The 24,678-nt window shown below is 68.9% G+C and carries 20 protein-coding genes; 9 read left to right on the top strand and 11 right to left on the bottom strand.

All coding sequences use genetic code 11. From position 1 onward, the window contains the following. Nucleotides 1-155: 155 nt before the first annotated feature. The 3 genes from ACFYY1_RS23595 to ACFYY1_RS23585 form a co-directional block, all read right to left on the bottom strand. Entirely contained in the window at nt 156-656 is a 501-nt protein-coding gene (locus ACFYY1_RS23595; protein WP_388588669.1) for a hypothetical protein, read from the bottom strand. A 1-nt stretch (nt 657) separates the two neighbouring features. Then, nucleotides 658-1,158 (bottom strand): hypothetical protein, encoded by a 501-nt coding sequence (locus ACFYY1_RS23590; protein ID WP_388588666.1) that lies wholly within the window; start codon nt 1,156-1,158, stop codon nt 658-660. A gap of 217 nt (nt 1,159-1,375) precedes the next feature. Then, nucleotides 1,376-2,845 carry an MFS transporter gene (locus ACFYY1_RS23585; protein WP_388588664.1) on the bottom strand — a complete coding sequence of 490 codons (1,470 nt, stop codon included), beginning with the start codon at nt 2,843-2,845 and terminating at the stop codon, nt 1,376-1,378. A gap of 24 nt (nt 2,846-2,869) precedes the next feature. On the opposite strand from ACFYY1_RS23585, the gene ACFYY1_RS23580 reads away from it, so the two are divergent. From ACFYY1_RS23580 to ACFYY1_RS23570, 3 genes are all read left to right on the top strand, one after another. Beyond that, nucleotides 2,870-3,358: a MerR family transcriptional regulator gene (locus ACFYY1_RS23580; protein WP_388588661.1), complete on the top strand. Its 489-nt coding sequence runs from the start codon at nt 2,870-2,872 to the stop codon at nt 3,356-3,358. A gap of 369 nt (nt 3,359-3,727) precedes the next feature. After that, nucleotides 3,728-4,111 (top strand): phosphotransferase family protein, encoded by a 384-nt coding sequence (locus ACFYY1_RS23575; protein ID WP_388588658.1) that lies wholly within the window; start codon nt 3,728-3,730, stop codon nt 4,109-4,111. A gap of 43 nt (nt 4,112-4,154) precedes the next feature. Further along, complete coding sequence (locus ACFYY1_RS23570) at nt 4,155-4,943, top strand: SAM-dependent methyltransferase (RefSeq protein WP_388588656.1); 789 nt, start codon at nt 4,155-4,157, stop codon at nt 4,941-4,943. Nucleotides 4,944-6,421: 1,478 nt separating this feature from the next. On the opposite strand, the gene ACFYY1_RS23565 is transcribed toward ACFYY1_RS23570, so the two are convergent. Continuing rightward, the gene (locus ACFYY1_RS23565) at nt 6,422-7,378 is read right to left on the bottom strand and encodes an aldo/keto reductase (RefSeq protein ID WP_388588653.1); all 957 of its coding nucleotides are present in this window, start codon (nt 7,376-7,378) and stop codon (nt 6,422-6,424) included. Next, nucleotides 7,375-9,321: a hypothetical protein gene (locus ACFYY1_RS23560; protein WP_388588651.1), complete on the bottom strand. Its 1,947-nt coding sequence runs from the start codon at nt 9,319-9,321 to the stop codon at nt 7,375-7,377. Before ACFYY1_RS23560 ends, ACFYY1_RS23565 begins: the two co-directional genes overlap by 4 nt. A gap of 111 nt (nt 9,322-9,432) precedes the next feature. On the opposite strand from ACFYY1_RS23560, the gene ACFYY1_RS23555 reads away from it, so the two are divergent. From ACFYY1_RS23555 to ACFYY1_RS23545, 3 genes are all read left to right on the top strand, one after another. Continuing rightward, the gene (locus tag ACFYY1_RS23555; protein ID WP_388588649.1) at nt 9,433-10,272 is read left to right on the top strand and encodes an amidohydrolase family protein; all 840 of its coding nucleotides are present in this window, start codon (nt 9,433-9,435) and stop codon (nt 10,270-10,272) included. 107 nt (nt 10,273-10,379) lie between these two features. Beyond that, nucleotides 10,380-11,366: an acetylxylan esterase gene (locus tag ACFYY1_RS23550; protein WP_388588646.1), complete on the top strand. Its 987-nt coding sequence runs from the start codon at nt 10,380-10,382 to the stop codon at nt 11,364-11,366. Between the two features lie 68 nt (nt 11,367-11,434). Then, a complete protein-coding gene (locus tag ACFYY1_RS23545) occupies nt 11,435-12,202 on the top strand; it encodes a GntR family transcriptional regulator (protein WP_388588643.1) in 768 nt (255 codons plus the stop codon). 88 nt (nt 12,203-12,290) lie between these two features. On the opposite strand, the gene ACFYY1_RS23540 is transcribed toward ACFYY1_RS23545, so the two are convergent. The 5 genes from ACFYY1_RS23540 to ACFYY1_RS23520 all read right to left on the bottom strand — a co-directional run bounded on the left by ACFYY1_RS23540 (nt 12,291) and on the right by ACFYY1_RS23520 (nt 19,055). Next, nucleotides 12,291-14,267 (bottom strand): right-handed parallel beta-helix repeat-containing protein, encoded by a 1,977-nt coding sequence (locus ACFYY1_RS23540; RefSeq protein WP_388588640.1) that lies wholly within the window; start codon nt 14,265-14,267, stop codon nt 12,291-12,293. Between the two features lie 104 nt (nt 14,268-14,371). Then, nucleotides 14,372-15,283, bottom strand: coding sequence for a carbohydrate ABC transporter permease (locus tag ACFYY1_RS23535; RefSeq protein WP_388588637.1), 912 nt, complete (start codon nt 15,281-15,283; stop codon nt 14,372-14,374). 13 nt (nt 15,284-15,296) lie between these two features. Continuing rightward, entirely contained in the window at nt 15,297-16,223 is a 927-nt protein-coding gene (locus ACFYY1_RS23530; RefSeq protein ID WP_388588634.1) for a carbohydrate ABC transporter permease, read from the bottom strand. Then, nucleotides 16,202-17,446, bottom strand: a complete 1,245-nt coding sequence (locus ACFYY1_RS23525) for an ABC transporter substrate-binding protein (protein WP_388588633.1) — start codon at nt 17,444-17,446, stop codon at nt 16,202-16,204. The genes ACFYY1_RS23530 and ACFYY1_RS23525 overlap by 22 nt, the downstream gene beginning before the upstream one ends. A 316-nt stretch (nt 17,447-17,762) precedes the next feature. Further along, complete coding sequence (locus tag ACFYY1_RS23520; RefSeq protein WP_388588631.1) at nt 17,763-19,055, bottom strand: alpha-L-fucosidase; 1,293 nt, start codon at nt 19,053-19,055, stop codon at nt 17,763-17,765. A gap of 169 nt (nt 19,056-19,224) precedes the next feature. Between ACFYY1_RS23520 and ACFYY1_RS23515 the strand changes: the two genes are divergently transcribed. The 3 genes from ACFYY1_RS23515 (at nt 19,225) to ACFYY1_RS23505 (ending at nt 22,853) form a co-directional block, all read left to right on the top strand. Continuing rightward, entirely contained in the window at nt 19,225-19,974 is a 750-nt protein-coding gene (locus tag ACFYY1_RS23515; protein ID WP_388588629.1) for a ribonuclease activity regulator RraA, read from the top strand. Nucleotides 19,975-20,262: 288 nt separating this feature from the next. Continuing rightward, nucleotides 20,263-20,688 (top strand): hypothetical protein, encoded by a 426-nt coding sequence (locus ACFYY1_RS23510; RefSeq protein WP_388588627.1) that lies wholly within the window; start codon nt 20,263-20,265, stop codon nt 20,686-20,688. Continuing rightward, entirely contained in the window at nt 20,685-22,853 is a 2,169-nt protein-coding gene (locus ACFYY1_RS23505) for a hypothetical protein (protein ID WP_388588624.1), read from the top strand. Before ACFYY1_RS23510 ends, ACFYY1_RS23505 begins: the two co-directional genes overlap by 4 nt. Nucleotides 22,854-22,867: 14 nt before the next feature. On the opposite strand, the gene ACFYY1_RS23500 is transcribed toward ACFYY1_RS23505, so the two are convergent. After that, on the bottom strand, nt 22,868-24,577 hold the full coding sequence (locus ACFYY1_RS23500; protein ID WP_388588703.1) for a hypothetical protein: 1,710 nt from the start codon (nt 24,575-24,577) through the stop codon (nt 22,868-22,870). Nucleotides 24,578-24,678: the final 101 nt, after the last annotated feature.

Raw genomic sequence — 24,678 nt, 5'->3', positions numbered from 1 at the left:
CGACATCTCGAAGCGTGGAGAACGGCCGCCTCCGCTGTCCCGGAAAGAACCGCAGGTCAGCAGGTCGGGTGACCTGCGACGTTAAACGTCAAGCTCAGGCAAATGCCCTGACATCACTCAATCAAGTTCAGTAGCGCCTCGTCGAGATCCCCCTTCTAGCTGCACGAGCCGAAGGGCGCGACGCGGTTCGTCCTGGCCGCTGGCAGCTGTCGCACGATGCCGCTGTCGGTAACTTGCCTGCGCAGACGCTCGATCTCGTCGTGTTGAGCCGCAAGGCGAGAGATCGCCAGGGTTCTGAACTCGGCGAGCTGCGCAATTTGCTCGTCGCGGGTGACGACGCGCTCCTTGAGCTCGGCATTCTGTGTCTTGAGCCGTTCAATCTGCGCGATTCGGGGATCGACGATCTCTCCGGCGTGGCGGAGCTCGCTCAACCTGTGCTCGAACTCTTCGGCGAGGTGCTGGTAGGCGCCAGGCCGGGCGGTTCCGTCGCGGTTCTTCTTGGAATAGAAACCGGTGCGGGTCACGCCGGCCAGGGCGGCGAGGGTCTTCAGGTCAGCCCTGCCGCCGGGCGGGAGGTCTCCCTTCAGGATCCGTTCCATGGCGGCTCGGATCGCGGCTTCGTTACGGGTCTTGGACTCCTCGGTGAGCCGGGCCATCTCAGTCTTCTCCAATGAAAGCGGTCTGGGCGGCGTCAATCTCGGCGACGACTCGTAGGGCGCGATCGCGTTCGGGGGCCAGCCGTGCCTTCTCGCCCTTGGCGACCCGGGGGCTTTCGATGAACACCTCGATGGCTCCGGCCTGGCCAGCCCACACCGGGCGGTGACAGGGATGGTGGGTGGCCTGCGGGCAGCGCGCCGAGTCACATATCCCCACCAGCGGCTTCGTGGCATTGGGTGTGCCGGCCAGGCGCAGACACAGGGCCTTGGACGGGTCGCGGAACCAGCAGAAGTTGGCGGGCCCGACGTGGAGCGTCTTGGCCTGCTTGCGCAGGAGACCCTCCAGGTGACGGTCGTCCTTGAGGATCTTCGGGTCCGTACGGGCCGCGTCCTTCAACTGAGCGTCCACGTGGTGGAACGCCTCGATCAGGCTCCGCGCACCGGGACCGGCGGGCATCAGGCCCGCCTGGACATCCCGGAATGCCTCCACCGTCAGCTGCACGTGATGGGCCTCCTCAGCTTCCTCGATCTCGGCATGGAACAGTCGCTGGGAGCCACCGGGGCGAGCTGATGGTGGAGTCGGGTATTGGAACTCTCCGAATGCCTGCTGGATGAGGTCGGCGTTGCTCGCGGCGGGGGTGCCGTCCGCTTTCGGAGCTCACTGAGGTCAACAGCGTTGGCCGCGGGGGTCCTTGGTATGTGGCGTGCCGCTTTGCCGATCAACGGCGGCCGATAGAGGCGGCGCGAAGATCCGAGCCACGGTCCACCTCCTTGAACAGTGCCGCAGCTCGCACTGCGGTGCCCAAGGCCCAGCCCCCGGTGCTGAACAGTCCCAAGACCACAATGCCCAGGCCCAACCCGACCACCATCCACCACACTCCGCGCTCCGTGCTGCTGAACGTTGTCCCACCGCGAGGCAAGGCCGACCCCACGATCGTTCCGGAGATCGCGACGCCCAGGGTGGTGCCGGTCTGCCGGCCAGCGGAGGCCAACGAGGTAGCCACTCCGGCCATCGAGCGGGGCATTCCGGAAACCGCTGTGTTGGTGATCGGCGGGTTGACGGTGCCCAGGAAGATGCCGAACAGTAGGTAGATCGAGAGCACGGTCGGCAGAGGGGTGGCCGGTCCGAGCCAGACCGACGCGCCGCCGCCCAGCGCCAGCGCACCCCCGGCGAGCACCAGCGGCAGCCTGGGACCGTGTGTGACGACCAGCCGTCCTGTGAACGGGGAGAGCACAATGACCAGCGCCCCGACGGGGAGCAGGCATAGCCCGGTCGTCAGCGCCGACATGCCGCGCACGTCCTGCAGGTACTGGGTGGTCACGAACAGAAACGCGCCGAACCCACACAGTGCGAAGAGCGCCATCAGGATCGCCGAGCTGAACGGCACGCTGCGAAACAGGCGCAGCTCCAGCAGCGGGTCGACGCGGCGTGGTTCGTAGCCCAGGACGCCGAGCACGCCGAGCACAGCCACAGCGAGCAGGCCCAGGATGACTGGTGAGGACCAGCCCAACTCCTTGGATTCGGTGATCGCAAAGACGACGCTGCCGAGGACCAGGATCGTCAAGATCTGGCCCACCGGGTCGAATCGGCGCGCCCGGGGGGCGCGGGACTCGGGTACGAACAGTGTGGCGAACACGATCGCGGCGGCCACGATCGGTACGTTGATCCAGAAGACGGAGTGCCAGCCGAGGCCATCGACCAGGGCACCGCCGATGATCGGACCGAGCGCCAGAGACAGGCCGGTCATCGACCCGAACACGCCGATCGCCCGGGCCCGTTCAGCCGGGTCGGAAAACGTGTTGGCGACGATCGCCATCGCCACCGGGTTGAGCATCGTGCCACCGACGGCTTGCAGCGTACGCGCCACGATCAGCCAACTGATGCTCGGCGCCAGGCCGCACAGCAACGAGCCGAGCCCGAAGGCGGCTAGGCCGATCTGGAACACGCGCCGACGGCCGACGCGGTCCGCGGTGGACCCGGCCAGCACCAGGAAGCTGGCCAGCGCCAGGGTGTAGGCGTCGACCGTCCACTGCAGGCCGGACACTGAGGCGTGCAGATCACGACGAATCGACGGTAGCGCGACGTTGACGATGGAGATGTCCATCACCACGACGATCACGCTGGCGCAGCAGATCGCGAGCACCAGGAGTCGACGGCGAGGACTGAGTACAGGTATGGGTTCGGGCATGTCCGGGACGCTAAGTTTTAGAGCGTGGTCGAAGTCAACCAACAACTTCCCGAGCCCGTGCCCGAGACGGGGCTGAGTATTGCCGAGGCTGCTCGCCGTACCGGAGTGAGCACGCACACCCTGCGCTACTACGAACGCGCCGGCCTGGTCGTCACCCCCGTCGACCGCACCCACGGCGGCCGGCGCCGCTACCGCGAGTTCGACCTGGAGTGGATCACCATCTGCACCAGGCTCCGGGCGACCGGCATGCCCATCAAGGGCATCCGCCGCTACGCCGAACTCGTCGCGGCGGGCCGAGGCAACGAAGACGAGCGATTGGACTTGCTTGAATCGCATCATGACCAGGTGCTCGCCAAGATTGCCGAACTCCAGGAGAACCTGAAACTCATCGCTCGCAAGGTCGACGTCTACCGAGGCCGACTCGCCGCCGGCGACGCCGACCAGCTATGGGCGCCCAACCGGTCGGTACGCCACGACAGCCGCGCGATCCGGCCCGGGACGGCCGGGATCTGAGCGCGCTTCGCCGGAAGGAGGCCTCGGCGAGCGGATTGACGGAGTACTGCCCGCTGTAGGTGATCTCCGCGGGACGTGGCGGAGGCGGCGCGGCGTGCCGCTGATCCTTCGTGAGGCCGAGGTCAACGTGGTCCTCCTGAATGTGTTGTCCGCTTCGGAATCCCGGGATGGAGCGCGCGGCGATGGGTGAAGAATGCATCGACTCGCCTCCTGGAACAGGAGCGCAGGGAACGGAGGTTGGCCGAGACGCCGACGGCGCCCCGCGCGCGACCACCTGGCGCCGGAACCAAAGCAGCACAGCGCTGCGCTCCAGCCAGATGGAGTGGCTACTGCCATAAGCGCCACGAACTATGCTCGCAGTACGAACACTTGGACTTCCCGCTCGGTGAAGGGACGCTGCACGGCGATGCGTATCCGGGCAACTGCCTCTGGGACGAAGCCACGTCAACCGTTCGCCTCGGTGACTGGGACGAGGCATCAACAGGGCCCCGCGAAGTCGACCTCGCGAACACATATCAAGGCGTTCGATTCGGCCGGACAAAGAGCGAACTGCTTGCCTTCCGTGACAGCTACGGATACGACATCGCCGCCTGGCCCGGCCTGCCCGTACTCACACAGATCCGCGACATGCACACTCTCGGCCCCTACATCAAGCGGGCCGACCGAGGCGACGCCCAGGCCCTGCAGGAACTGGAATTCCGCATCGGCACCCTGCAACACGGAGTCATCCGACCCCTCTGGTCATCAACCTGAACCAGATCCAACAGCGATATTCGCGAAAGAAGCGAGGCCCTACGTGAACACCAACACTGAACTCGAAGCCACAATCCGCAGCGGAATACCCCACTCGGCCCGAGTGTGGAACTACTGGATCGGAGGCAAGGACCACTACCCCGTCGACCAGGAACTGGGAGACCAGGTCATCGCAACCTATCCGCAGACGCGAGATCTCGCCCTGGCATCACGGGCCTTCCAGGCCCGCGCCGTCCAGTACCTGGCACGCGATGCAGGAATTACCCAGTTCCTCGACATCGGAACCGGCCTCCCCGTCCAGAACAGCACCCACGAGGTCGCCCAGAGCATCCAGCCGAAGGCACGCATCGTCTACGTCGACAACGACCCCCTGGTCCTGGCCCACGCCCGGGCCCTGCTCACCAGCGCACCCGCCGGCATGACGGACTACATCCATGCAGACCTGCGTGACGCCGAGCTGGTGATCCGGGAAGCTTCACGGACCTTGGACATGACACGCCCGATAGCGGTGCTGATCCTCTCAACCCTGGGACACGTCGAGCCCGAAGCCGGAATCCAGCTCACACGCCAGTACATGCGGGCCGTTGTACCCGGCAGCCACCTGGTTCTCTGCGACACGGTCGCCACGCCACAGACGCTGGCCGCCCAGGAGGCGTACGCCTCGGGGGACACCCCGCCCTATCTCGTGCGCCAGCCCGAGGAGATCCTCGCCAGTGCCGACGGCATGGACCTGGTCGACCCGGGATTCGGATCCATCTCCATGTGGCGTCCGGGCCCGGGGCAAGAAGGGGATGAGCCCGTCGACCAGTGGGGGTTCGTCTCCCGCAAGTGATATGCGTCCGGAGCGCAGGACGGACACCACGGACCGGCTGGATCCCGATGAACCGGCTTCCGCAGCGAAGGCCAGGCTGATGAGGCGTCTTCGGCCAGGACAACAATCTATTCTGCACTCGCAGACAAGTTCGAAAGAGTGGATTGCCCATGTTTCAAGAGACTCCGATCTTCGACCGGCTTATCCGGGAAGAAGGCAATGTCCCTGACGAGGTTCGTGGAGAGGCCCAGCGGATAGAACGAGACCTGCAACGGGTCATACCATCGATGCAGCCTTCCGTGAACACGGGAGCGGCCCCGCGCGGGCATGCTCTCCAGATGAGCATCTGACTGCATGGCAATGTGCCCTGCGGCTCTGCGATGACGAGCCCCTGAGAGCAGGCGCAGTCCGTGGGCTGACGGAGCGGACCGCGGCCGGCACCGGCGCCGGGGTCCCCCCGCCCAGCTCCGTCGGGGCCCACAGCTGAGCAGGGCTGGCGCAGGCGAACTGAGGGACGCCCTGACTGCTGGCTGTACTTCAGCAGCCATTCCCGGCCCGAGAGCTAACAGTCTGCCCCTGCCCGGACCAGTGATGGCGCATGGACCTCGGCCCGGGACAGGGGAGCCGCCGGAGACACTGGCACTTCCCGGGCCGTCTGGCAGGCGGTCCGGGAAGGCGGGGCGGCGGTCTCCGGGTGGAACACGGAGCAGAATCGGGCCGTGCGGCGGGAGTGACTCCTGTGCGGCCAGGGACGCGCTGCGCCAGTTCCGTGCGACGGCCCATGTCCCTGGACCCCACCAGCAAGGGCCAGGCCCGCTGGACCAAACCCAACCACCCTGGACATGTCGCTCGTTTGACAGGCCCCGTGTCGGGGGTGTATCGGATCGCATGTCGGATCGACATGCGCGATTTGTGTTAGGAGCATATGCGTCTCCACTGCTCGGGGCGGGCGGATCACGCGTAGACGGTGGTGTCCAAGCCTGATCGCCGAGTAGGGGCCTGCTCCATGTTGTCGTCCAAGCACGGTTCGGCGTCTGACTGGGTGAGCTTGCTACGGTAAGTGACCTTCTTCAGTGGCTGTGGCCGAGTTCCCAACCGGCTTGAGCGTACTTTTCTCGATCCCTCACCCAGCACGAGAATCTCCGGTGCTGGTCCGGTGCTGGCTTCGCTGGGTCAGTGGCGGGAAAACAGCAGGTGGTAGCTCTGATGGGATGAGTTGTCGTACCACTCGACGGTGGTCCCGACGAGGCTTGCGGCGACGATGCGCTTGAGGTTCGACGGGGCTGGCGGAGAGGTTGCCGGGGCGGCCATGGGTACCACTTCCGGACGGTGGGCGGGGACGTGCGTGCGTCGCCATACCGTAGGAAGGGGCAGGTCAGGGGCGTATGTGGCGGGACACCACAGTTCTCGGCCCGGGTGTGCGCGGGGCCACCATGACGGGCGTACCCGGACCGGACGCCGCCCGCCGCCGGTGCGCGGCGGCGGACGGTCGTCCGTGGCTACCCGGCGCGCCCCTCCAGCAACTGCTCGGGTACGAACCCGGCCTCGGCGAGCCGCTGCCAGAGCTCGTCCGGGACCGGGAAGCGGGCGGCCGCCGCGTTCGCCGTGACCTCGGCCGCCGAACGGCAGCCGAGGACGACCGAGTCGACGCCGGCGTGCAGCAGCGGGAACTGGATCGCGGCCGCGGGCAGCGGCACCTCGTACGCCTCGCACAGCGCCCGGCACCGGCGCGCCCGCTCCAGCGCCTCCGCGGGAACCGGCCGGTAGTTGAACATGGCGCCGGGAGAAGGATCGGCCAGCAGGCCGGTGTTGAAGACGCCGCCGACGACCACCGCGGTGCCCGTCCTGGCGCACAGCGGCAGCAGGGTGGCGAGCGCCTCGTGGTCCAGGAGCGAGAAGCGGCCCGCGACGAGCACGACGTCGACCTCGAACTCCGACACGTACGAGGCGAGCGGACCGCTGTGGTTCATCCCGAACCCGATCGCCCGGATCAGCCCCTCGTCACGGAGCTTGCGCACCGCCGGATAGGCCGTGCGGCGTATCTCGTCCGGGTAGTCGTCCGGGTCGTGCAGGTACAGGATGTCGACGCTGGAGCGGCCCAGCCGGGTCAGGCTCGCCTCCAGGGATTCGCGGATGCCGCGCTCCGTCCAGTCGGTGATCACCTCACCGGGGGAGCCGTCCGGCCGGGGGCGCAGCAGCCAGCCCGTCTTCGTGGAGATCACCGGGTCGGTGACCCCGGACGGGGCGAGCAGGCGGCCCAGGCGCTGCTCGGCGAGGCCGTGTCCGTAGCGGGGCGCGGTGTCGAAGTACGTGATCCCGGCCTCGGCAGCGGCCTTCAGGGTCGCGGCGGCGTCCTCCTCGGTGACCTCTTCGAAGAGCCCGCCCAGGGGAGCGGTGCCGATGCCGATGCGGGGCAGGGTGAAGGGCAGCCGCTTCGCTGCGGCGGTGTCGGTCATGCCGTCTCCCACGGGGAGGCACAGGCCGCGCGGCCGGCGCGCAGCGTCATGGTCAGGGTCAGCCGGATCCGTGAGTTCCCTGGAAGTCCGACGTGGCAGTACGGTCCGTCGACCGGCTGCTCGGGCCCGTCGTCCACGCGGACGGTGGCGACGTGGTGCTCGGCGAACGAACCCGCCTGCACCAGCAGGGAGCGCGCCGTGTCGCCGAGGTTGATCAGTTCCACCACCGTGTGGTCCGGGCGGATGTCCGACACGAGCGCGGCGACGTCCGCCGGAAGGCCGGGACGGCGGGCGTCCGCGTCGTGGTAGCGCAGATGCAGCTGGGCGAGGCCGCCGTTGTAGAGGACCTGCGGGGAGCCGGTGGTCAGCTGCAGCAGCGCCTCCGTCACGACCGGGTTGAGGTGCTGCCAGTGGTGGATGTCCAGGGCGTCGGGGCCGACGGCCGGGTCGACCGTGTCGTTCTCGATGGCCTCGACCCGCTCGGCGCAGCTCGCGAGTGCGCTGCGCAGCATCCGCTCGGGGAAGTGCGGGTTGCGTCCGTGCAGGAACTCGTACCAGGGCTCCTCGTGCCCCGCCTCGTCCTTGATGCGCTGGGTGTGCACGGTGCTCCAGTCCCACCGGGACTCCGCGCGCAGGTGCTCGATCCGGTCGTGGTCGGCCTGCTCGCGGCTGAAGTGCCAGAGCGCGAGCGGGAGCTGGCCCGGCATGACGGTGAAGTCGAACCAGCCGGAGTCGTTGTGCCGCTGGGGCACCATGAGGGTGCGCTCGGCCGCCATCGCGCTCAGGTGGGGCTCCCAGCGCTCGCCGAGCGTGCCCATCCCGTCGGCTCCGCGCTGCTCGGCGTGGCGCAGCACCACGTCGAGCGGGTTGCGGGCGAGGTCCAGGAAGCCCCGGTCACCGGTGAGCAGTGTCGCGTTCGCCGCGCCGATGACGGTGGCGCTGCCGACCGGGGACAGGCCGTGCGGCCACGACCATCCGTAGTGGCCGCCGTACCAGCGGCCGTCCAGGTACTCGCCCACCGCACCGTTCAGGCCCACGTTGTCGGGTACGACGTCACGCCCCGCGAGCCGTTCCTGCCACCCGGCGACGTATTCGGCCACCCAGTCCGCGTAACGCTGTTCCCCGCTGAGCAGGAAGGCGTTGGTGGCCAGACCGGTGGCGGCCAGGTTCACGATCGTGTCACCGCGGCCCATCCGGTCCCACATCGCGCGGCCGTACGCGCGGGCGCGCTCGGGCGAAGCGGCCAGCTCGTCGAAGGACGTGACGTCGTCGACCCCGTCCAGCGGCAGGCCGTACGGGCGCAGGGCCAGGCTCCACGGGAAGTACGCTTCTTCGTCGCTGAAGCCGAAGCGCGGTCCCGCCGAGCCGTTGTGCGGAGCGCGCAGGAGCCGGTGCGCAGGATCGTAGTTGGGGCCGCCGGGAAGGTAGAAGTCGGCGAAACGCAGGGCGAGTTCGCGCAGCTCCGGGTCATCGGGGTCGGCGAGGCACAGGCCGTAGAACAGCAGCAGGCCCTCACCCTGGTGGAACCAGTCGTAGCCGCGCTCCAGGCCGTCGACGAGCATGCCCATCTCGGTGAGCTGCGCGGTGACTCCGCGCCAGTGCCGCCGCGCCGCGGTCAGCAACTCCGCGCTGCCGCCCAGCAGATACAGCGTCGGCCAGTTGAAGAACGGCTCGTAGAAGTCGTCCACACCGTCCCGGCCGTCCATTCCCCGGCCGAGCGTGTCACGGAAGACGAGACGGCCGTCGCCCTCGGTGTAGCGGTCGGCGAAGAGCCGCCACGCCTTGTCCTGCGCGGCGAACAACTCCCTCTCCAGGTAAGCCCACCGGGGGACCTCGGTGACGCGCCGGGACGCGGTCAGCAGAGGTCCGTGCGGCTCGCCCACTGTGCGCGTGCCACCGGTTCGTTCAGGCCTGAGCATCGAGAACACCTGCACCCTCGTCACGTACGGATTGAATAATCGCCCATCGATAGCCGATGGTTAGACTCACGGGCAGGGAGCCGACGTGTCAATACTCCGGAGCGGCCCCGACGAGCCCCGAGAGGGAGGCGCACCGTGATCGACTGCCATGTCCACCTGTGGGATCCGGCCCAGGGATTCCCGTGGATCCGGCCGGGCAGCGAGCTCCATCGGGCCTTCGGCGAGGCCGACTTGGAGCGGTCGGCCGAAGGGCTCGACCTGGCCGGGGCGATCCTCGTCGAGGCGTCGCGCGGCGACGCGGGAGAGACGCTCGCCCTGCGTGAACTGCGCCTGCGCCGGCCGGACCTGGTGGCCGGCTACGTGGCCAACCTGCATGTCCACGGCGCCGACGGCCCCGACCCGTTCCGCGCCCTCCTGCACGAGCTCGGTGCCCTCCGCCCCAACGGGATGCGGCTCGGCGGCGCCACGTGGGCGGACACCCCCGAGTCGGCCCGCGCGCTCGTCCCGGTGCTGGCCGAGGCCGGTACGGTGCTGGAACTCAACCTCCACCAGGGCGCGTTGACGACGGCGGCCGATGTCGCCGACCGGCACCCCGGCCTGACCGTCGTCGTCGACCACCTGGGCAACGCACCCGACCCGCGCACCCCCGCGGCGGGGGACTGGTACCGCGACGTGGAGCGTGCCGCCGCGAGCCCGTACGTGGTGGTGAAGATCTCCGGGCTGCTCACCCAGCAGCACGGGGTGGAGCCGCGGCGCGTCGCGCACATGGTGCGACACGTTGTGGACGTGCTCGGCCCGGACCGCACTCTCGTCGGCTCCGACTGGCCGATCTGCCTGCCCCGCGGCTCACGGGCCGACTCGCTCACGGCGTCCGCGCCCGGCCTGGCCCATCTGACGACGGACCAGCGGCACCGGGTGCTGCACACGACCGCGGTCCGGGTGTACGGACTCGATGGTGACTCCTCGCGTGGTTGACAGTGCTCGAACGCCCCTGCTTCGATTCTCTCGATGATCGATAGGCGATGAAAAGTGACCGACTCCGCCTCGCCGAGAGTCGGTCCCGACCTTGGCGGAGATGCCCCATGGCACATTTCGACCTGTCCCTGGACGAGCTGGAGAACTATCGGCCGTCCCTCACCGAACCGGGCGACTTCGACACGTTCTGGCGGGAGACGCTCGGCCGGCAGGAGGAGTTCGGCCTCGACGTGACGTTCGAGCCGGTGCACAACGGGCTCGCCACGATCGACACCTTCGACGTGACCTTCGCCGGCTACGGCGGCCACCCCGTACGCGGCTGGTTCCACCTGCCGGTGACCCGCACCGGCCCGCTGCCGGTCGTCGTGGAGTACCTGGGCTACGGCAGCGGGCGGGGCGCCCCGCACGAGAAGCGGCTGTGGGCGGACGCGGGCTACGCGCACCTCGTCATGGACACCCGGGGCCAGGGCGCCGAGACCCCCGACCCCGACCCGGCCGCCGGTGACATCGCCGCGCCCGGCTTCCTCACCCGCGGCGTGCTCGATCCGCGCCGCTACTACTACCGGCGCCTGTACACCGACGCGGTGCGTGCCGTCGCCGCCGCGCGCACGCACCCGGACGTCGACCCGGCCCGCACCGTGGTCACCGGCACCAGCCAGGGCGGCGGGATCGCGCTCGCCGCGGCGGGGCTCGTGCCCGACCTCGTGGCCGTCATGCCGGACGTACCCTTCCTGTGCCACTTCCCGCGCGCCACCACGATCACCGACCTGCCGCCGTACGTCGAGGTCGCCAGGTTCGTGAAGCTGCACCGCGAGCACGCGGCCACGGTCGCCCGCACCATGTCCTACTTCGACGGCGCCGCCCTGGCCCGCAGGGCCAGTGCGCCGACGCTGTTCTCGGTCGGTCTGATGGACCGCGTCTGCCCGCCCTCCACGGTGTACGCGGCGTTCAACCATTACGGCGCCCAGCGGAATGTGGACCAGGCCGACAAGCAGATACGGACCTATCCGTTCAATGATCACGAAGGCGGCGGGCCCGCCCATGAGGTCGTCAAATTGGAATGGCTGTCCAAGCAGCTGGAAACCTCGGTGTGATTTCATCGAGAGACGATGGGCGCGTATTATGTCGCAACTTACGTGCCCCAGTGCAGGATTGGGAATTCATGGCATCCAATGCGTCGGGTGGATTCGTCTCCACGCTGGCCACCAACAAGGACCGGTTCCGCAAGACCCTGATCTCGGACCAGGTCTACGAACTGCTCCGCCAGGCCGTGGTCGAGGGCGATCTCGCGCCGAACGACCGGGTGGTCGAGTCGGAGATCGCGCGGCGGCTCGGCGTGAGCCAGGCCCCGGTGCGCGAGGCGGTCAAGCGGCTCGCCCGCGAGGGCCTGCTCACGCATGTCCCGCGCCGCGGCCACTTCGTGGTCGAGATCTCTTCGCAGGACGCGGAGTACGCCCGTCAGGTGCGCGAACCGCTGGAGGGCCTCGCCGCCCGGCTCGCCGCCGAGCACATCACCGAGGAGCAGCTCACCGAGCTCGACGCGCTGGTGGAGCGGATGCACGAGGCGGTCGCCGCGAGCGACGTGAGCGGCTTCCGCGACGCCGACATAGAGTTCCACGCCCTGGTCAGCCACTTCGCGGGCAATCCGTTCCTGGCCCGGATGTGGGAGGTCATCGAGCCGAGCCTGCGCACCCTGCGGGCCATATCCGACCCGCTCTTCGACGGCGACTGGTGTGCCATGGCCGACGAACACGGCCGTCTCGTCGACCTGCTGCGGTCCGGGGAGCCCGACAGGGCGGCGCAGGCCTTCGCCGACCATGCCGCCGGCCGCGGGCCCGTGCCGGACGCCCGGGAGGCGAAGAAACCCCGCAAGAAGGCCGCCGCGACGAAGCGCACGGCGGCCAGGAAGACGGCGGCGAAGTCGAATTGATCCACCAGCGAGGGGGCCCGATGCGAAATCCGCATCAGGCCCCCTTTGTTTTGCATGTGACTTGCAGAGAGGCTGGTGAATCAGGGAATTATCGGCGGGCGCCCGCCGTCCACTTCGGCGCCCCGTACTGATACGCGCCCAGACTTGGTGTCGCGTCCGTGGAACCGTCATTGATCCCCGGCAGCGGGATCGCCGCATTGCGCGCGGGGGAATCGGCGGTCAGCCGGTAGTCGTGATTCGCCGCGTCGACGAAGAGCGGATCGGTCTCGGCGGGAAGGTTGTTGGACAGCACGAGACCGCCGTTCGTGGCGTCGGTCAGACCCCGGATCGTCCCGATGTTGTTGTAGATCTTCGTGCCGGTCGACGCCTGCGGCTCCTTCACGTAGAACAGCGTCATCCCACCGGTGTTGTTGTAGACGCTGTTGTCGTGCGATCCGGTGCCCAGACCGTTGAGCATCACCGTGCCCTCGCGGTTGCCCCAGCCCACGTTGTTGGCGATGACGAGATCGCTCTGGCCGTTGTCCGCGTAGACGCCCGAGATGCCGAACGTGGTCGAGGTCGTCGTGGGCGCCGGGTCGTGCAGCACGTTGTGGTCGATGGACGAGCCCATCATGTACGCGCTGCAGCAGGTGTAGATCGCGGCGACGTCCAGGCTCAGCCGGGCGTACCCGGAGATGTCGTTGTACGCGATCAGGTCCTTGCCCGGGGTGAGGCCGGCCACCTCGTTCCACTGGAGGTTGATGCCGCTGCGGCCGACGCGGGAGATGGTGTTGTGCGTGACCGTCTGACTGTTGCCCTGCACGGCGATGCCGGCCGCGTAGGTGCCCATGTAGTCCACGTCGTGGATCACATTGTCCGTGGCGGTGTTGTTCTGCCCGCGCAGCGCGATGCCGTTCCCGGCGCTCAGCGACAGATCGCTGTTCACGATCTTGTTGTAGGTGCCGTCGAGGATGATGCCGGTGTCGCCGACGCCCCGGGTCACCGTGCTGCCGCAGTCCGTCGCGCCCCGGGTGATGTCCGTGTAGTGCGACAGGTACTGGCCCTTGATGCCGTCGAGGGTGACACCGGTGCTGGTGGCGCCCGTCTGGATCGTCGTGGCGAACAGACCGATGCCGGCGACCGTGGTGTGGCTGGTCCTCGTCAGGTCGAAGCCGAGGGTGCGGCGCTTGGCCTCGACGGTGTGGGTACCGGGGTCGTCGGTGCTGTACATGTACAGGCGCTTGGCGGCCGGGTCGTAGAACCACTCGCCGGGGTGGGCGAGCTCACCGATCTTGCCGGAGAGCGCGTACCGCGTCTCCTTCGGTACGACCTTGTGGACGCACGGCGGCGCCACGTCGAGCGTCACCGAGCCGGCTGCCGAGCTCTTCACCTTGCCGGTGGCCGAGACGTACCAGTAGCCGGTGAGGGCCCGCGCGCCGTCCCAGTAACCGGCCGGGCGGGTCAGGTCCGCGTCGACGATCGTGGCGTCCGCGGTGCCCGCACCGGCGTACTGGAGCGTGGGGCCGAGCAGATCGAGCCCGGGGTAGGGCCATTGGGCCTCGACGCCCATCTTCTTGTCGGTGAACACCTGCACGGTGCTCACGTCCGGGCCGAGGTCGACGGCCGTACTGTAGATGTGCCCGGCCGCCACCGCGTCGCTGAACTGCGAGTTGGCGGCGAACGGGTCGGTCCTGGCGATCTCGGTGACATCGGCGGCGGTGACCGGCTCGAAGCCGCCGATCCTGGAGGAACCGCTGACCGTCACCTTCGCGCCCGGCGCGGCGCGATACGTGATCGGCAGTTCGGCGGTGCCGGAACGGGCCGGTACGACCGTCTCCTCGTACGTGCCGGACAGCACCAGGCACGTGTCGCCCGGCACCATCACATCGGCGCACTTCTGGATGTGCCGGAACGGGGCCATGGCGCTCCGGCCGCCCGCGGTGTCCTTGCCGGACGGCGCGACGTAGTAGGTCCTTCCCTGCCGGAACCCGACCGGATCGGCGGTGGCGGGCTGACCGGCCGCCACCATGGTCAGGGTTGCGAGCAGGGCGGCTGCGGGCCACGATCCCCTGCGGGACCGCGGCATCGAACTCCTCAGCACTGCGTGGTCCTTTCTCTTCTCTCGGCTCTTGCTCGGACGGGGAACGGCGAGCCCGGTCGTCCCACCACGGCTCGTCCCTTCACGACGGCTCATCCCTTCACGGCGCCGACGGTGAGACCGCTGATGATGTGGCGCTGCATGTAGATGAAGAAGATGACGACGGGCGCGATGGCGAGCAGAAGGTTGGGGAACACCTTCGTCAGGTCGGTCGAGTACTGGCTGATGCCCGCGTAGATCGCCGTCGTGACCGTGTAGTGCCCGGAGGACGGGCTGAGCAGGATCTGCGGCGAGACGAAGTCGTTCCAGATCCCGATCGAGTTGAGGATCAGCACCGTGACGACGGCCGGACGCATCAGCGGGAAGATGATGGACCAGAACGTCCGGTACCGGCCCGCGCCGTCGATCGTCGCCGCGTGATCGATGTCCACCGGGATGGTGCGGATGAAGCCGACGAACAGGAAGATGCTCACCGGCAGCGTGGACGCCACATCGTGCGCGACCAGACCGGTCACGGTGTTGGCCAGACCGACCTCGCGCAGCACATAGATCACCGGGATGATCACGGCGGCACCCGGGATGAACGTGCCGGCCAGGAAGTACAGCAGCACCAGCTGCGTACGCCGCTTGAGACTGCGCGCGATCGCGTACGCGGCGGGGCCCGCGAGCAGGATGCACAGCACGTCCACGAGCACGACGAGGAACAGCGTGAAGCCGTAGCCGCCGATGACGTTGAACTGCGGGCTGCTGATCGCAGCCGACATGTGCTCGAAGGTCAGCCCGCTCAGAGGAATCGAGAACGGGTTGTCGAGGATGTCCTGCTGCGACTTGAAGGCGTTCACCACGAGCAGATAGACCGGCACGATCATGACGACGAAGAGCACGCCGAGCAGGGCCCACCGCACGGGTGAACGGGCCTCCTTGCGCTCCGTGCGCCGCACCTTCCCGCTCCTGGCCGGCAAGGTCTCCGGCTTCTCGCGGACCTCTGCCTCTAGTACCACCACCAACGGCTCCTAACTACCCTGTAGCGGCTTGGTCTTGACGGTTGCGCAGCGCCGTCACAACGAGGGCGAGCACCGCGGACACCACCATCAGGAACACCGCCTGCGCGGTCGCGTACCCGACCTTGGTGCCCTCGAAGGAACGGGCGAGAATGAGGTACGTGAACGTCTGCGTCGACCCGGCCGGACCGCCGCCGGTGAGGCTGACCACGATGTCGTACGCCCGGACGAGCCCCACCAGGTTCAGCACCGTCGCCACGGTCACCACGGGCGCGATCATGGGGATCACGATCCGTGTGTTGATCTGCCGCTTGGAGGCGCCGTCCATCGCCGCGGCCTCCAGCAGCTCGGCGGGCACCGTCTGCAGGGCGGCCACGAACAGGACGACGTTGAAGCCGAATCCGGCCCACACGATCACGGCGATCAGTGAGATCAGCGCGAACTGCTCGTCGAAGAGGAAACCCAGCGGCTCGATCCCGAACTTGGCGAGTGTGTTGTTGATGGCGCCGTTGGTGCCGAGGATCGCCGCCCACAGGTAGCCGAGGATCAGCGCGCTGATGACGTGCGGGAAGTAGGCGACGGCCCGGAAGAACGAGTTGGCGCGCGAACGGCCCTTGAGAGCCAGCGCGTACACGAGCCCCAGTCCCACCATGAGGACCGTGCCGGCCACGGCGACCAGAGCCGTCACGTACCAGGCGTCCGACGAACTCGGGTCGTCGAACAGGTGCTTGTAGTTGTCGAGCCCGGTGAACGTGGCGGTGGAGAAGCCGTCCCAGTCGGTCAGACTGAGATACACCGCGACGCCCACCGGCACGACGGTCATCACCGTGTAGAGCAGTACGGCCGGGCCCATCATCGCGAGGGTGACGGCCGAGTCCCGCAGCCTGGCCCGGCGTCGTCCCCGGTGCTTCAGTCCCGCGTTCAGCTCTGCGAGTTCCACCACTTGTCCAATCCGTCGGCCGCGTCCGCGGGGGACGAGCCCGTGTACAGGGACTGGATCTGCTTGTTGAGCTCGTCGCTGAACCCGGCGATCGGCTGGTTCTTGCCGGACTTCACGATCACCGACGGCGCCTTGTCCAGGATCTTCTGCACGGACGAACCGAGGCTGGACATCGGGTACGTGAAGCCCTCGCGCAGATTGGCGTCGGAGGCGAGCTGGCTCTTGATGGCCTTCGGGTCGGTGGTCGCCCACTTCACGAACTCGATCGCCTCGGCCTTGTGGCGCGACTTGTTCACCACCACGTACGGGTTCGAGATGTTGCCGAACTGGCCGGACGGGTACGCCCCGTCGGTCGGCATGGTGAACACGCCGATGTCGTCGCTCTTCTTCGCGGCGTCGGCGGCGGGCACGAAGTACGAACCCATGATGTACATCGCGGACTTGCCGTTCAGGAAGGCCGTCTGGCCGTCCGCGTAGGTGAGGCCGAGCGCGCTCTTGTCCAGGTAGCCCTTGTCGATCCAGCTCTTGTAGTGCTCCAGGTAGGGCAGGTAGTCGCTCTTCGCGAAGGAGGTCTTCTTGTCCTTGCGCTTGGCCGTCCACTCGGGGTCGGCGGTGAGCACGCCCGCGTCGGCCATCATGGAGAACTGGGAGCCGGTGACCCACTGACCGGCGGTCTGCAGCGGCTTGAAGCCGGCCCCCTTCAAGCTGCCCATGGCCGCCGTGAACTGATCCATGGTCCGGATGCTCGTGGCGTCGATCCCGGCCTTCTCGAAAGCGGCCTTGCTGTAGAAGACGAGCGACTGGATCTGCTCACCCACACCGACCACGTAGTGCTTGCCGTCGATGGCGTACTGGTCGGCCAGCGGCGTCTTGGCGGTCCAGGGCTGGTCGGACAGGTCGGCGAAGAGCGACGCGGTCTCGGGGGTCGGCGTGATCTGCTGGGCGACGTCCGGCGGATCGCCCGCCGCCAGGTCCTGCCTCAGCTTCGCGTCCGCCGAGATGGTGCCGGTCAGTTCGAGCTCGACCGTCACGCCGGGGTGGGACTTCTCGTACGTGTCGAAGAGATCGTTCCAGTACTTCTCCGTCAGGTTCGGCGTGATGTTCACGATGACGCGGAGGGTCGTGCCCTCCGAGGCCTGGTCGGAGCCGTTGCCGCAGGCGACGGCCGATGCCATCACGAGGGGAGCCACGGCGAGTCCGCAGGTACGGCGCCACATTTTCTTCATCGGGACACGCTCCGTTGCGTAGTCGTGAATAATCGATAGCTGGTGTTCAGCCGCAGAGTTCCCGGTGGTGCAGCGATGGGAGGGGGTCGCGGGCGGCCGATCGTACGGTCGCCCGGAGGGGTGGTGCGATGCGGCAGAGGCGGGGCGGTGCCCTCACCTCTGTGTCTATCGTCTATCGATTGCTGATGCTAAAGGGCTGCATCTCGCTTGTTCAAGAGTGCTGCGGCAAAGCTCTGAGTTCCTTTCCCCGGTTCCCGCCGGCGCTCCGTCGGCGAGCAACCACCGCACGGCGACGAGACCTTGGGTGCCGGGGGGATCACTCCTGCCCGTCCAGCTCCAGCTCGATCACCGGGAGCAGCACGTCCGGCCGGGCGATCGGCAGGGTCAGGGTCAGGGTGCCCGCGGGCTGGTTCGGCGGCGCGAGGTTGTTGTGCTCGTGCCGGGCGCCGTCCATCTCCTGGAACCGGATCTCCGAACCGTCGTGCAGGAGCTGGGCGTAGCGCACCCGCCCGGCCAGTCCCGGCAGATGGAGGTGTTTGAGCGGCCAGGCCAGCAGGTGCAGATACAGACGGCGGCCGACCTGCGTGTACAGGGCGTTCGCCGGCGCCTCGAACGCGCTCGGCCCCGCGCCGTGCACGGAACGCGCGTGCAGCCGGGTCCACTCGCCGATGGCCCCGAGCGTGGCGCGGGCTCGCGGGTCCAGGGCGCCGCGGCCGGTGGGTCCGACGTTCAGGATGAGATTGCCGCCGCAGGCGACGGACTGCACCAGCATGCGGACCAGCAGAGCGGGATCCTTGTAGTCCTGGTTGTCGCGGTCGTATCCCCACGAGCCGTTGAGCGTGTGGCAGGCCTCCCACCTCACCCGCTCGCCGCCGCGCTCCAGCGGCCGGTCGGGCTGGTACTGCTCGGGCGTCACGTAGTCGCCGGGAATGCCGAGCCGGTCGTTGACGACGATGTCCGGCTGCAACTCCTTGGCTACGGAGAGGAGTTGCTCGGCACCCCACTCCTTCGGCCCCTTCTGCGGATACGTGAAGTCGAAGAAGAGCAGGTCGATCGGGCCGTAGGCGGTGAGGAGCTCGCGTATCTGCCCCTCCATGTACGCGCGGTAGCGCGCCATGTCACGCGGCTCCCGCTCGGCCGCGGTGCCGCGCAGCGGGTGGTGCTCGTCGACCGTGAAGTCGGGGTGGTGCCAGTCCAGCAGCGAGTAGTACAGGCCGACGCGCAGCCCCTCGGCGCGCATCGCGTCGACGAACTCGCGCACCAGGTCCCGGCCCGTCGCGCGCACCGAGGTGTAGTCGGACAGTGCCGAGTCGAACAGACAGAATCCGTCGTGGTGCTTGGCGGTCAGTACCGCGTATCGCATGCCCGACTCGCGTGCCGTACGGGCCAGTTGCGCGGCGTCGAAGAGATCGGGATCGAAGCGGTGCAGGTAACGGTCGTACGCCTGCTGCGGCATGGCCTCCCGGCTGCGCACCCATTCGTGCCGGGCCGCCAGGCTGTACAGGCCGAAGTGGACGAACAGTCCGAAGCGGGCGGCCTCGAACCACCCGGCGGGATCAGGGGATTCGGTGGAAGCACCGGTCACGGAAGACTCCTGACGCATTGACATCACTAATCGATTGGCTGTTATCTACCATCGATAGGCGATGATGTCACTGGCGTTGTGCGCGACGAGCGCGCGGAGAGGCAAGTGCATGAACCCGACAGGGGATCAGGAAACGCCGTCGACGGGGGAGACCCGCGTCAGTGGGGCGGGAGAGAGGCGTCGTTACGAATCGATGCGAGCGCCGGTCCACACCGCGGACTACGTACGGCCCACCTCACAGATGGTGGAGGCCCTCAAGGACGTGAGCGCGGCGACGGCCTGCGCGAAACTGCACCAGATGGGAATCACCCGGACGTTCATCGACGGTCCCGTGCCGCTGCACCGCGAACCGGACGTGAAGGTCACCGGCGGTGCCGTGACACTGCAGTTCCTGCCGCAGCGCGAGGACGTGTTCAACGGCGCGGAGCAGGAGGACATCGAGCGCAAGACCGCGCTGTGGGGTGTCCTGGAATCCATCCGTCCCGGTGACGTGCTCGTCGTCTCGGCCTACGGCAGCCACTTCACCGGCTGCCTCGGCGACATGCTCGTGCGCTACTTCAAGCTGCGCGGCGGTGCCGGGATCGTGGTGGACGGACGAGTACGGGACGCGGCCCGGGTCCGCGCGCTGGGCGTGCCCATCTGGTGCACCGGCGTCACCCCGCACTACGCCTCGCAGACCGAACTGTTCCCGTCCGCGTTCAACGTGCCCGTCGGTGTCGGCGGCGCCCTGGTGACCCCCGGCGACCTGATCGTGGCCGACGAGGACGGCGCCGTCGTCGTGCCGCAGCGGAACGCGATCCCGCTCTCCGAGGATTCCCTGCTGCACCAGGACCGGGAGGAGTTCGCGCGCAGTCGTCTCGACGCGGGCGGCCGGCTCTCCGACTACTACCCGCTCACCGGTGAGGGCCTGACCGAGTACCTGGCGAGCCGGCCCGCCACCTGAGCCCGGCGGGCGCGGGGCGGAGCGGGCGCCGCGCGGTGCGGGTGGCGCCACCGGCACCGGCTTCGCTCCGTCTCCCGGGCACCGCGGCCGCCGGCCCGTCCTCAACCGCGTCCGGGCGCCGTGGTCGCCTCGTCCTGGGTGGGCTCGCCATCGGGGCCGCGGCGTCGCGCAATGGCTGATTCTCCGCCGCGCCGCGCCCCCGGTTGCGCTTCCGAAGTACTCGTCCGCTCTCTACGGTAGAAGTGACTTCATACGCGCGCAGTACGACGGCGAGACAACGGGGGCATCGTGGAAGCGGAGTTGGCGGCGCTTGCGGCATCGGGTGCGACGGCCCTGCTCGGGCACATGGTCTCGGACGCCTGGACCCATACGCGGGACCGAGTGGCACGATTCCTCGCGCGGGGCGAGGAGACCGGTGGTGTGGACGAAGAGCTCGAAGCGTCCCGGGCGGAACTCATCGCGGCCCGTGACGGTGACGACCCGGATGCCGTGGCGGACATCGAGGACGAGTGGCGGCTCAGGATGCGCCGAGCGCTGCGCGCGGACCCGGCCGCCGCGCAGGAACTGCGACTGCTGCTGGACGAAATCGCCCCTCGGACAGCGGGTGTGTCGACGGTGACGGTCAACAACAACGTCAGCGGGGGCACGGGGAACGTGGTCAACCAGGGGCAGAATTTCTCCGGTCTGACCTTTCACGGCCAGGGGCGGGTGTGAAGAGCGAGGAACCCGCCGCCCGTACGGAATCCACGCACGTCAGCAACGACCTGTCCGGGGAGATCCACGGCCACAGCATCCAGGCACAGCGGATCCATGGCGGAATCACCTTCAACGTCCAGGCGCAGCCCGGGGTCGGGCCGGACATCAGGCCGGACGAGGTTCCGCCGCTTCCGTTCCGGTTCGTCAACCGCTCGAAGCGCCTGGCGGAGCTGGACGCCTGGCTGGGAACGGGTCGCTCACGGTCGGTGAAGGTCGGGTTCGGCGCGCTGTACGGCATGTCGGGTGTGGGCAAGACCGCGCTGGTGTCGCACTGGGCGGACGACAGGCGGGACCTGTTTCCCGATGGCCAGCTCTACGTCGATTTCGCGACGCTGCGGGAGGAGCCGGAGGGCGGGGACGTCTCCGAAGCCGTCCGCCGGTGCCTCAGGGCCCTGGGGGTCGACGAGTCGACCATCCCCGCCTCGCTCGCCGACCGCACCGGGCTGTTCCGGTCGCGTTCGTCGGGCCGGCGGCTGCTGGTGGTCCTCGACAACGTGAGCCGGCCGGCCCAGGCGGCCCCCCTCATCCCCAAGGGCGAGGGCAGCGCCCTGCTGGTCACGAGCGGCGGCCTGCTCGGGGAACTGGCACTGGACGGAGCGCGGATGATGCCGGTGGGGCCCCTGGACCGCAGCAGTGGGCTGGAGTTGCTGACCGAGCGCTGCGGTGAGGCGGTGATCGCGGCGGACCGGGAGTCGGCCGGGCGGCTGGTGGACCTGTGCGGCGGTCTGCCGGTGGCCCTGCACATCGTGGCGGCCCGACTGCTGGTCGACCCCGGGCTCACGATGTCCGGGCTGGCCCGAGAGCTGGCCGACGAGTCCGGCCGGCTGGCGGGAATGTCCCTCGGGAAGGAGCGGTCGGTGTCCGCTGTGCTCGATCTCGGCTACCGGGCGTTCTCCCCGGACAAGGCCCGGCTGTACCGGCTCCTGGGCTGGCTGCCGGGTGCCACGTTCGACGTGGGTGTCGCCGCGGTGGCGGCCGGCATCGACACGTCGAGCACCGGGACCATGCTGGAGGAGCTCGTACGGGCGAGCCTTCTCGAACCGGCCGGGGACGGCCGCTACCGGTTCCACGACCTGGTACGCCTCCACGCCCGGGAACGCGCCGCCCAGGAGGAACCGGAAGGCGAACGGCTCGCCCTGACGGGGCGGGTGACGACGCACTACCTCGCTCTGACCGCGCTCGCGGACCGCTCCATCAGGCAGGACCGGCTGCGTATCGCCGATCTCACGGCACTGCTGGCCACCGCACCCGACCCCTTCGCGGCCGAGGGGGGTCCGGCGCCCCTGGACTGGCTGGAAGCGGAACACCGCAACATCCTGGACGTGCTGCGGGCCGCCGGCCGCGAGGAGACCCTGCGCACCGAGGTGTGGCAGCTTTCCGAAGCGTTCACCGCGCTGTTCTTCCACAACCGGCACCTCGGTGACTGGCGGGAGTCGCTCGAACTGGGGGCGGCGGCCGCGGCACTGGAGCCGGCGGCCGAAGCGAGGCTGCGCAGCCTGCTGTCGCGCCCGCTGATGGACCAGGGCGAGTACGAGGCGGCGCGTCGGGAACTCGATACCGCTCTGGCCTGTGCCGCAGTATCGGGCGACCTCGTGGTGCGGGCCTCCGTACAGGAGTTCTCGGGCCGGTACTGGGAACGCTTCGACCTCTCCCGCGCCATGGACGCCTACCGGTGCGCGCTCGAACTCAGTTCCGCGGCGAACGAAGGGCGGGGCGCTGCCATCGCGGCCTACTTCCTCGGCTGCGCCCAGGACGCGGCCGGCGACCACGGCGAGGCGCTGAACACCCTGCGAGGGGCGCACACGGAGCTGACCGCACGACACGATGCGCGGATGGCGGCGCGGGTCCTGGCAGCCATGGGCCTCGCCCACGAGCACCTCGGCGAGCACGACGAGGCGATCCGCACGCTGGACGAAGCCGCCCGCGTCCTGCGGGAGCAGCGGGCGACGCACTACGAGGCCCAGGCCCTGGTGGTCCTGGCCGGAATCAAGGAGCGCTCGGCCGCCGATCCGCAAGCGGTACGAGCCGACCTGGCGCGGGCCCTGGAAATCTACGAGGCGGGCGGCAGCCCGCAGGCCGAAGAACTCCGCCTTCGGATCGAAGGAATCGACAGAGCGGAGTAGGGGGCAGGAACGCCTCAGAGGAACGGGCCGGCCGAGCTCCGCGGTCGCAGCCGCAGGAAGACGTCCTCGTCGCGCAGTTCACCGATGCGCAACGTCACCATGACGTCTTCCAGCGCCGCTCCCGCGCGCAGCAGGGTGTACACGGCCGCGGCCGGCAGGCCGGGATCGGCCGCGGGACCGGTGATCGCCGCTTCGACGACCCGCCCGTCGCGCAGCCCCACCAAGCAGCCACCCCCGTCCAGGGCGACAGCGGCGAGACGGCAGCCGGGGCAGCGGTGCAGGGTCTCCCCGATCCAGCGCAGCGCCGCGGCGCTTGTCGGGAGGGCATGCCGCCGGATCAGGACCGACGCACTCTCGATGAGACGTCGGTCCCGTTCGTGGTCGTCACAGGCCAGGTGGGCGAAGGTCTGCCCGGTCTCGTGTTCCGCACCGGACACCGCCGCGGGGTGACGCCGCACGGTGACGACCGGCCGTTCGTCGTCGAAGGAGGCCGTGGTCGTCACGGCCCAGGAGGAGACCGTGGTCGCCGCCTCTTCCGGTGCGGGCAGCATCAGCCGGGGCGGGAACCCGGGGGACGGCTCGGGCAGCCCCATCAGGTGGTAGAGCGCGGTTCGCAGTTGGGCGAGCGCTTGCCCCGGCCGGTCGAAGGCCTGCTCGCCGATCGTTCGGTAGCGCTCCGAGGTGTGCTCGCCGACGGCGGTCCTGATCTGCCGCACCATGTCGCCCAGCGGATCGAGCCGGGGTGCGGCCCGTCCGAGACTGTCCGCGGCGGTACCCGGCACGGCATCGCTCCCGAACGAGGCGAGCAGCACGGGCTTGCCGAGAGCCGCCCCGTACAGGGTCACCGATCCGTGGTCGCCGATGACGGCGTCCGCGGCCACGAGCGCCGGCCGCCAGGCGTGGACGGGGGGAACCAGGATCAGCCCCGCGTCCAGCGCGGCGGCCAGAGTGGTGCGGATCTGCCAGGCGCCGTGCCCCGACCAGACGTTGGGATGAATGATCGCGGCGATCCGGAATTCGTCGTACGGCAGCGCGGCGAGCAGGCGGGCCGGGAGGTCGGGGTTCTGCCCGACCAGGGACGTGCGGCCCCAGGTGGAACTGAGCACCACGAGTCGTTGCCCGTCCGGGACGCCCAGGGCGGCCCGATAGCTTCCGGCCTGATCGAGGCTGACGAGCAGCTCGTCGAAACAGGGGTCGCCGACCAGCAGGGTGCGTCCGGCCGCCTTCGGATGCGTGGCGAGCAACTGCTCTTCCTGGCCCGGGTGCGAAATGGCGAGCCAGGCCCGTCCGGACTCCAGGAGCGGGTCCGGCACCACACCGGACAGGCGGCTGCGCGGTGCCCGCGAATCCGGCACGTGCTTCTGGAAACCGATTCCGTGGGGCAGCACCAGAACAGGACAGTCACCCTCCGGCACGTCGATGTTCTCACTCGCGGAGACGATGAGATCGGGCGCGGCATCGGCCAGTTGCTCCCACTCCATCACCCGGCAACCCGAGTCGTGGAGCAGGTCGAGCACCCCGTCGTTGAAGGCGGACGTGGGGTCGTGGGCGAAGACGACGGCGACCCGGCTGTCACCGCGCAGCAGCGCGGGCAGACATTCGAGGACCCGCGCGGTCGATGTGACGGTGCGGGCGGCTACGACCAGGGTCTTCTCGCCATGAAACGTGCTCCAGCGCGGAGCGTCCGGCCCGACGGGAACTCGGAGGGGTTGCCCAGCGTTCATGGCCACCCCCAGAAGCTACCCTCGCGGCTCGTGGCTCGTGGCTCGTGGCTCGTGGCTCGTGGCTCGTGGCTCGCGGCTCGCGGCTCGCGGCTCGCGGCTCG

Origin of the sequence: Streptomyces sp. NPDC001890 (genome assembly GCF_042891445.1) — a bacterium.
In the GTDB taxonomy this organism is placed as follows: Bacteria; Actinomycetota; Actinomycetes; order Streptomycetales; family Streptomycetaceae; genus Streptomyces.
This window is presented reverse-complemented; position numbering and strand designations above follow the sequence as displayed.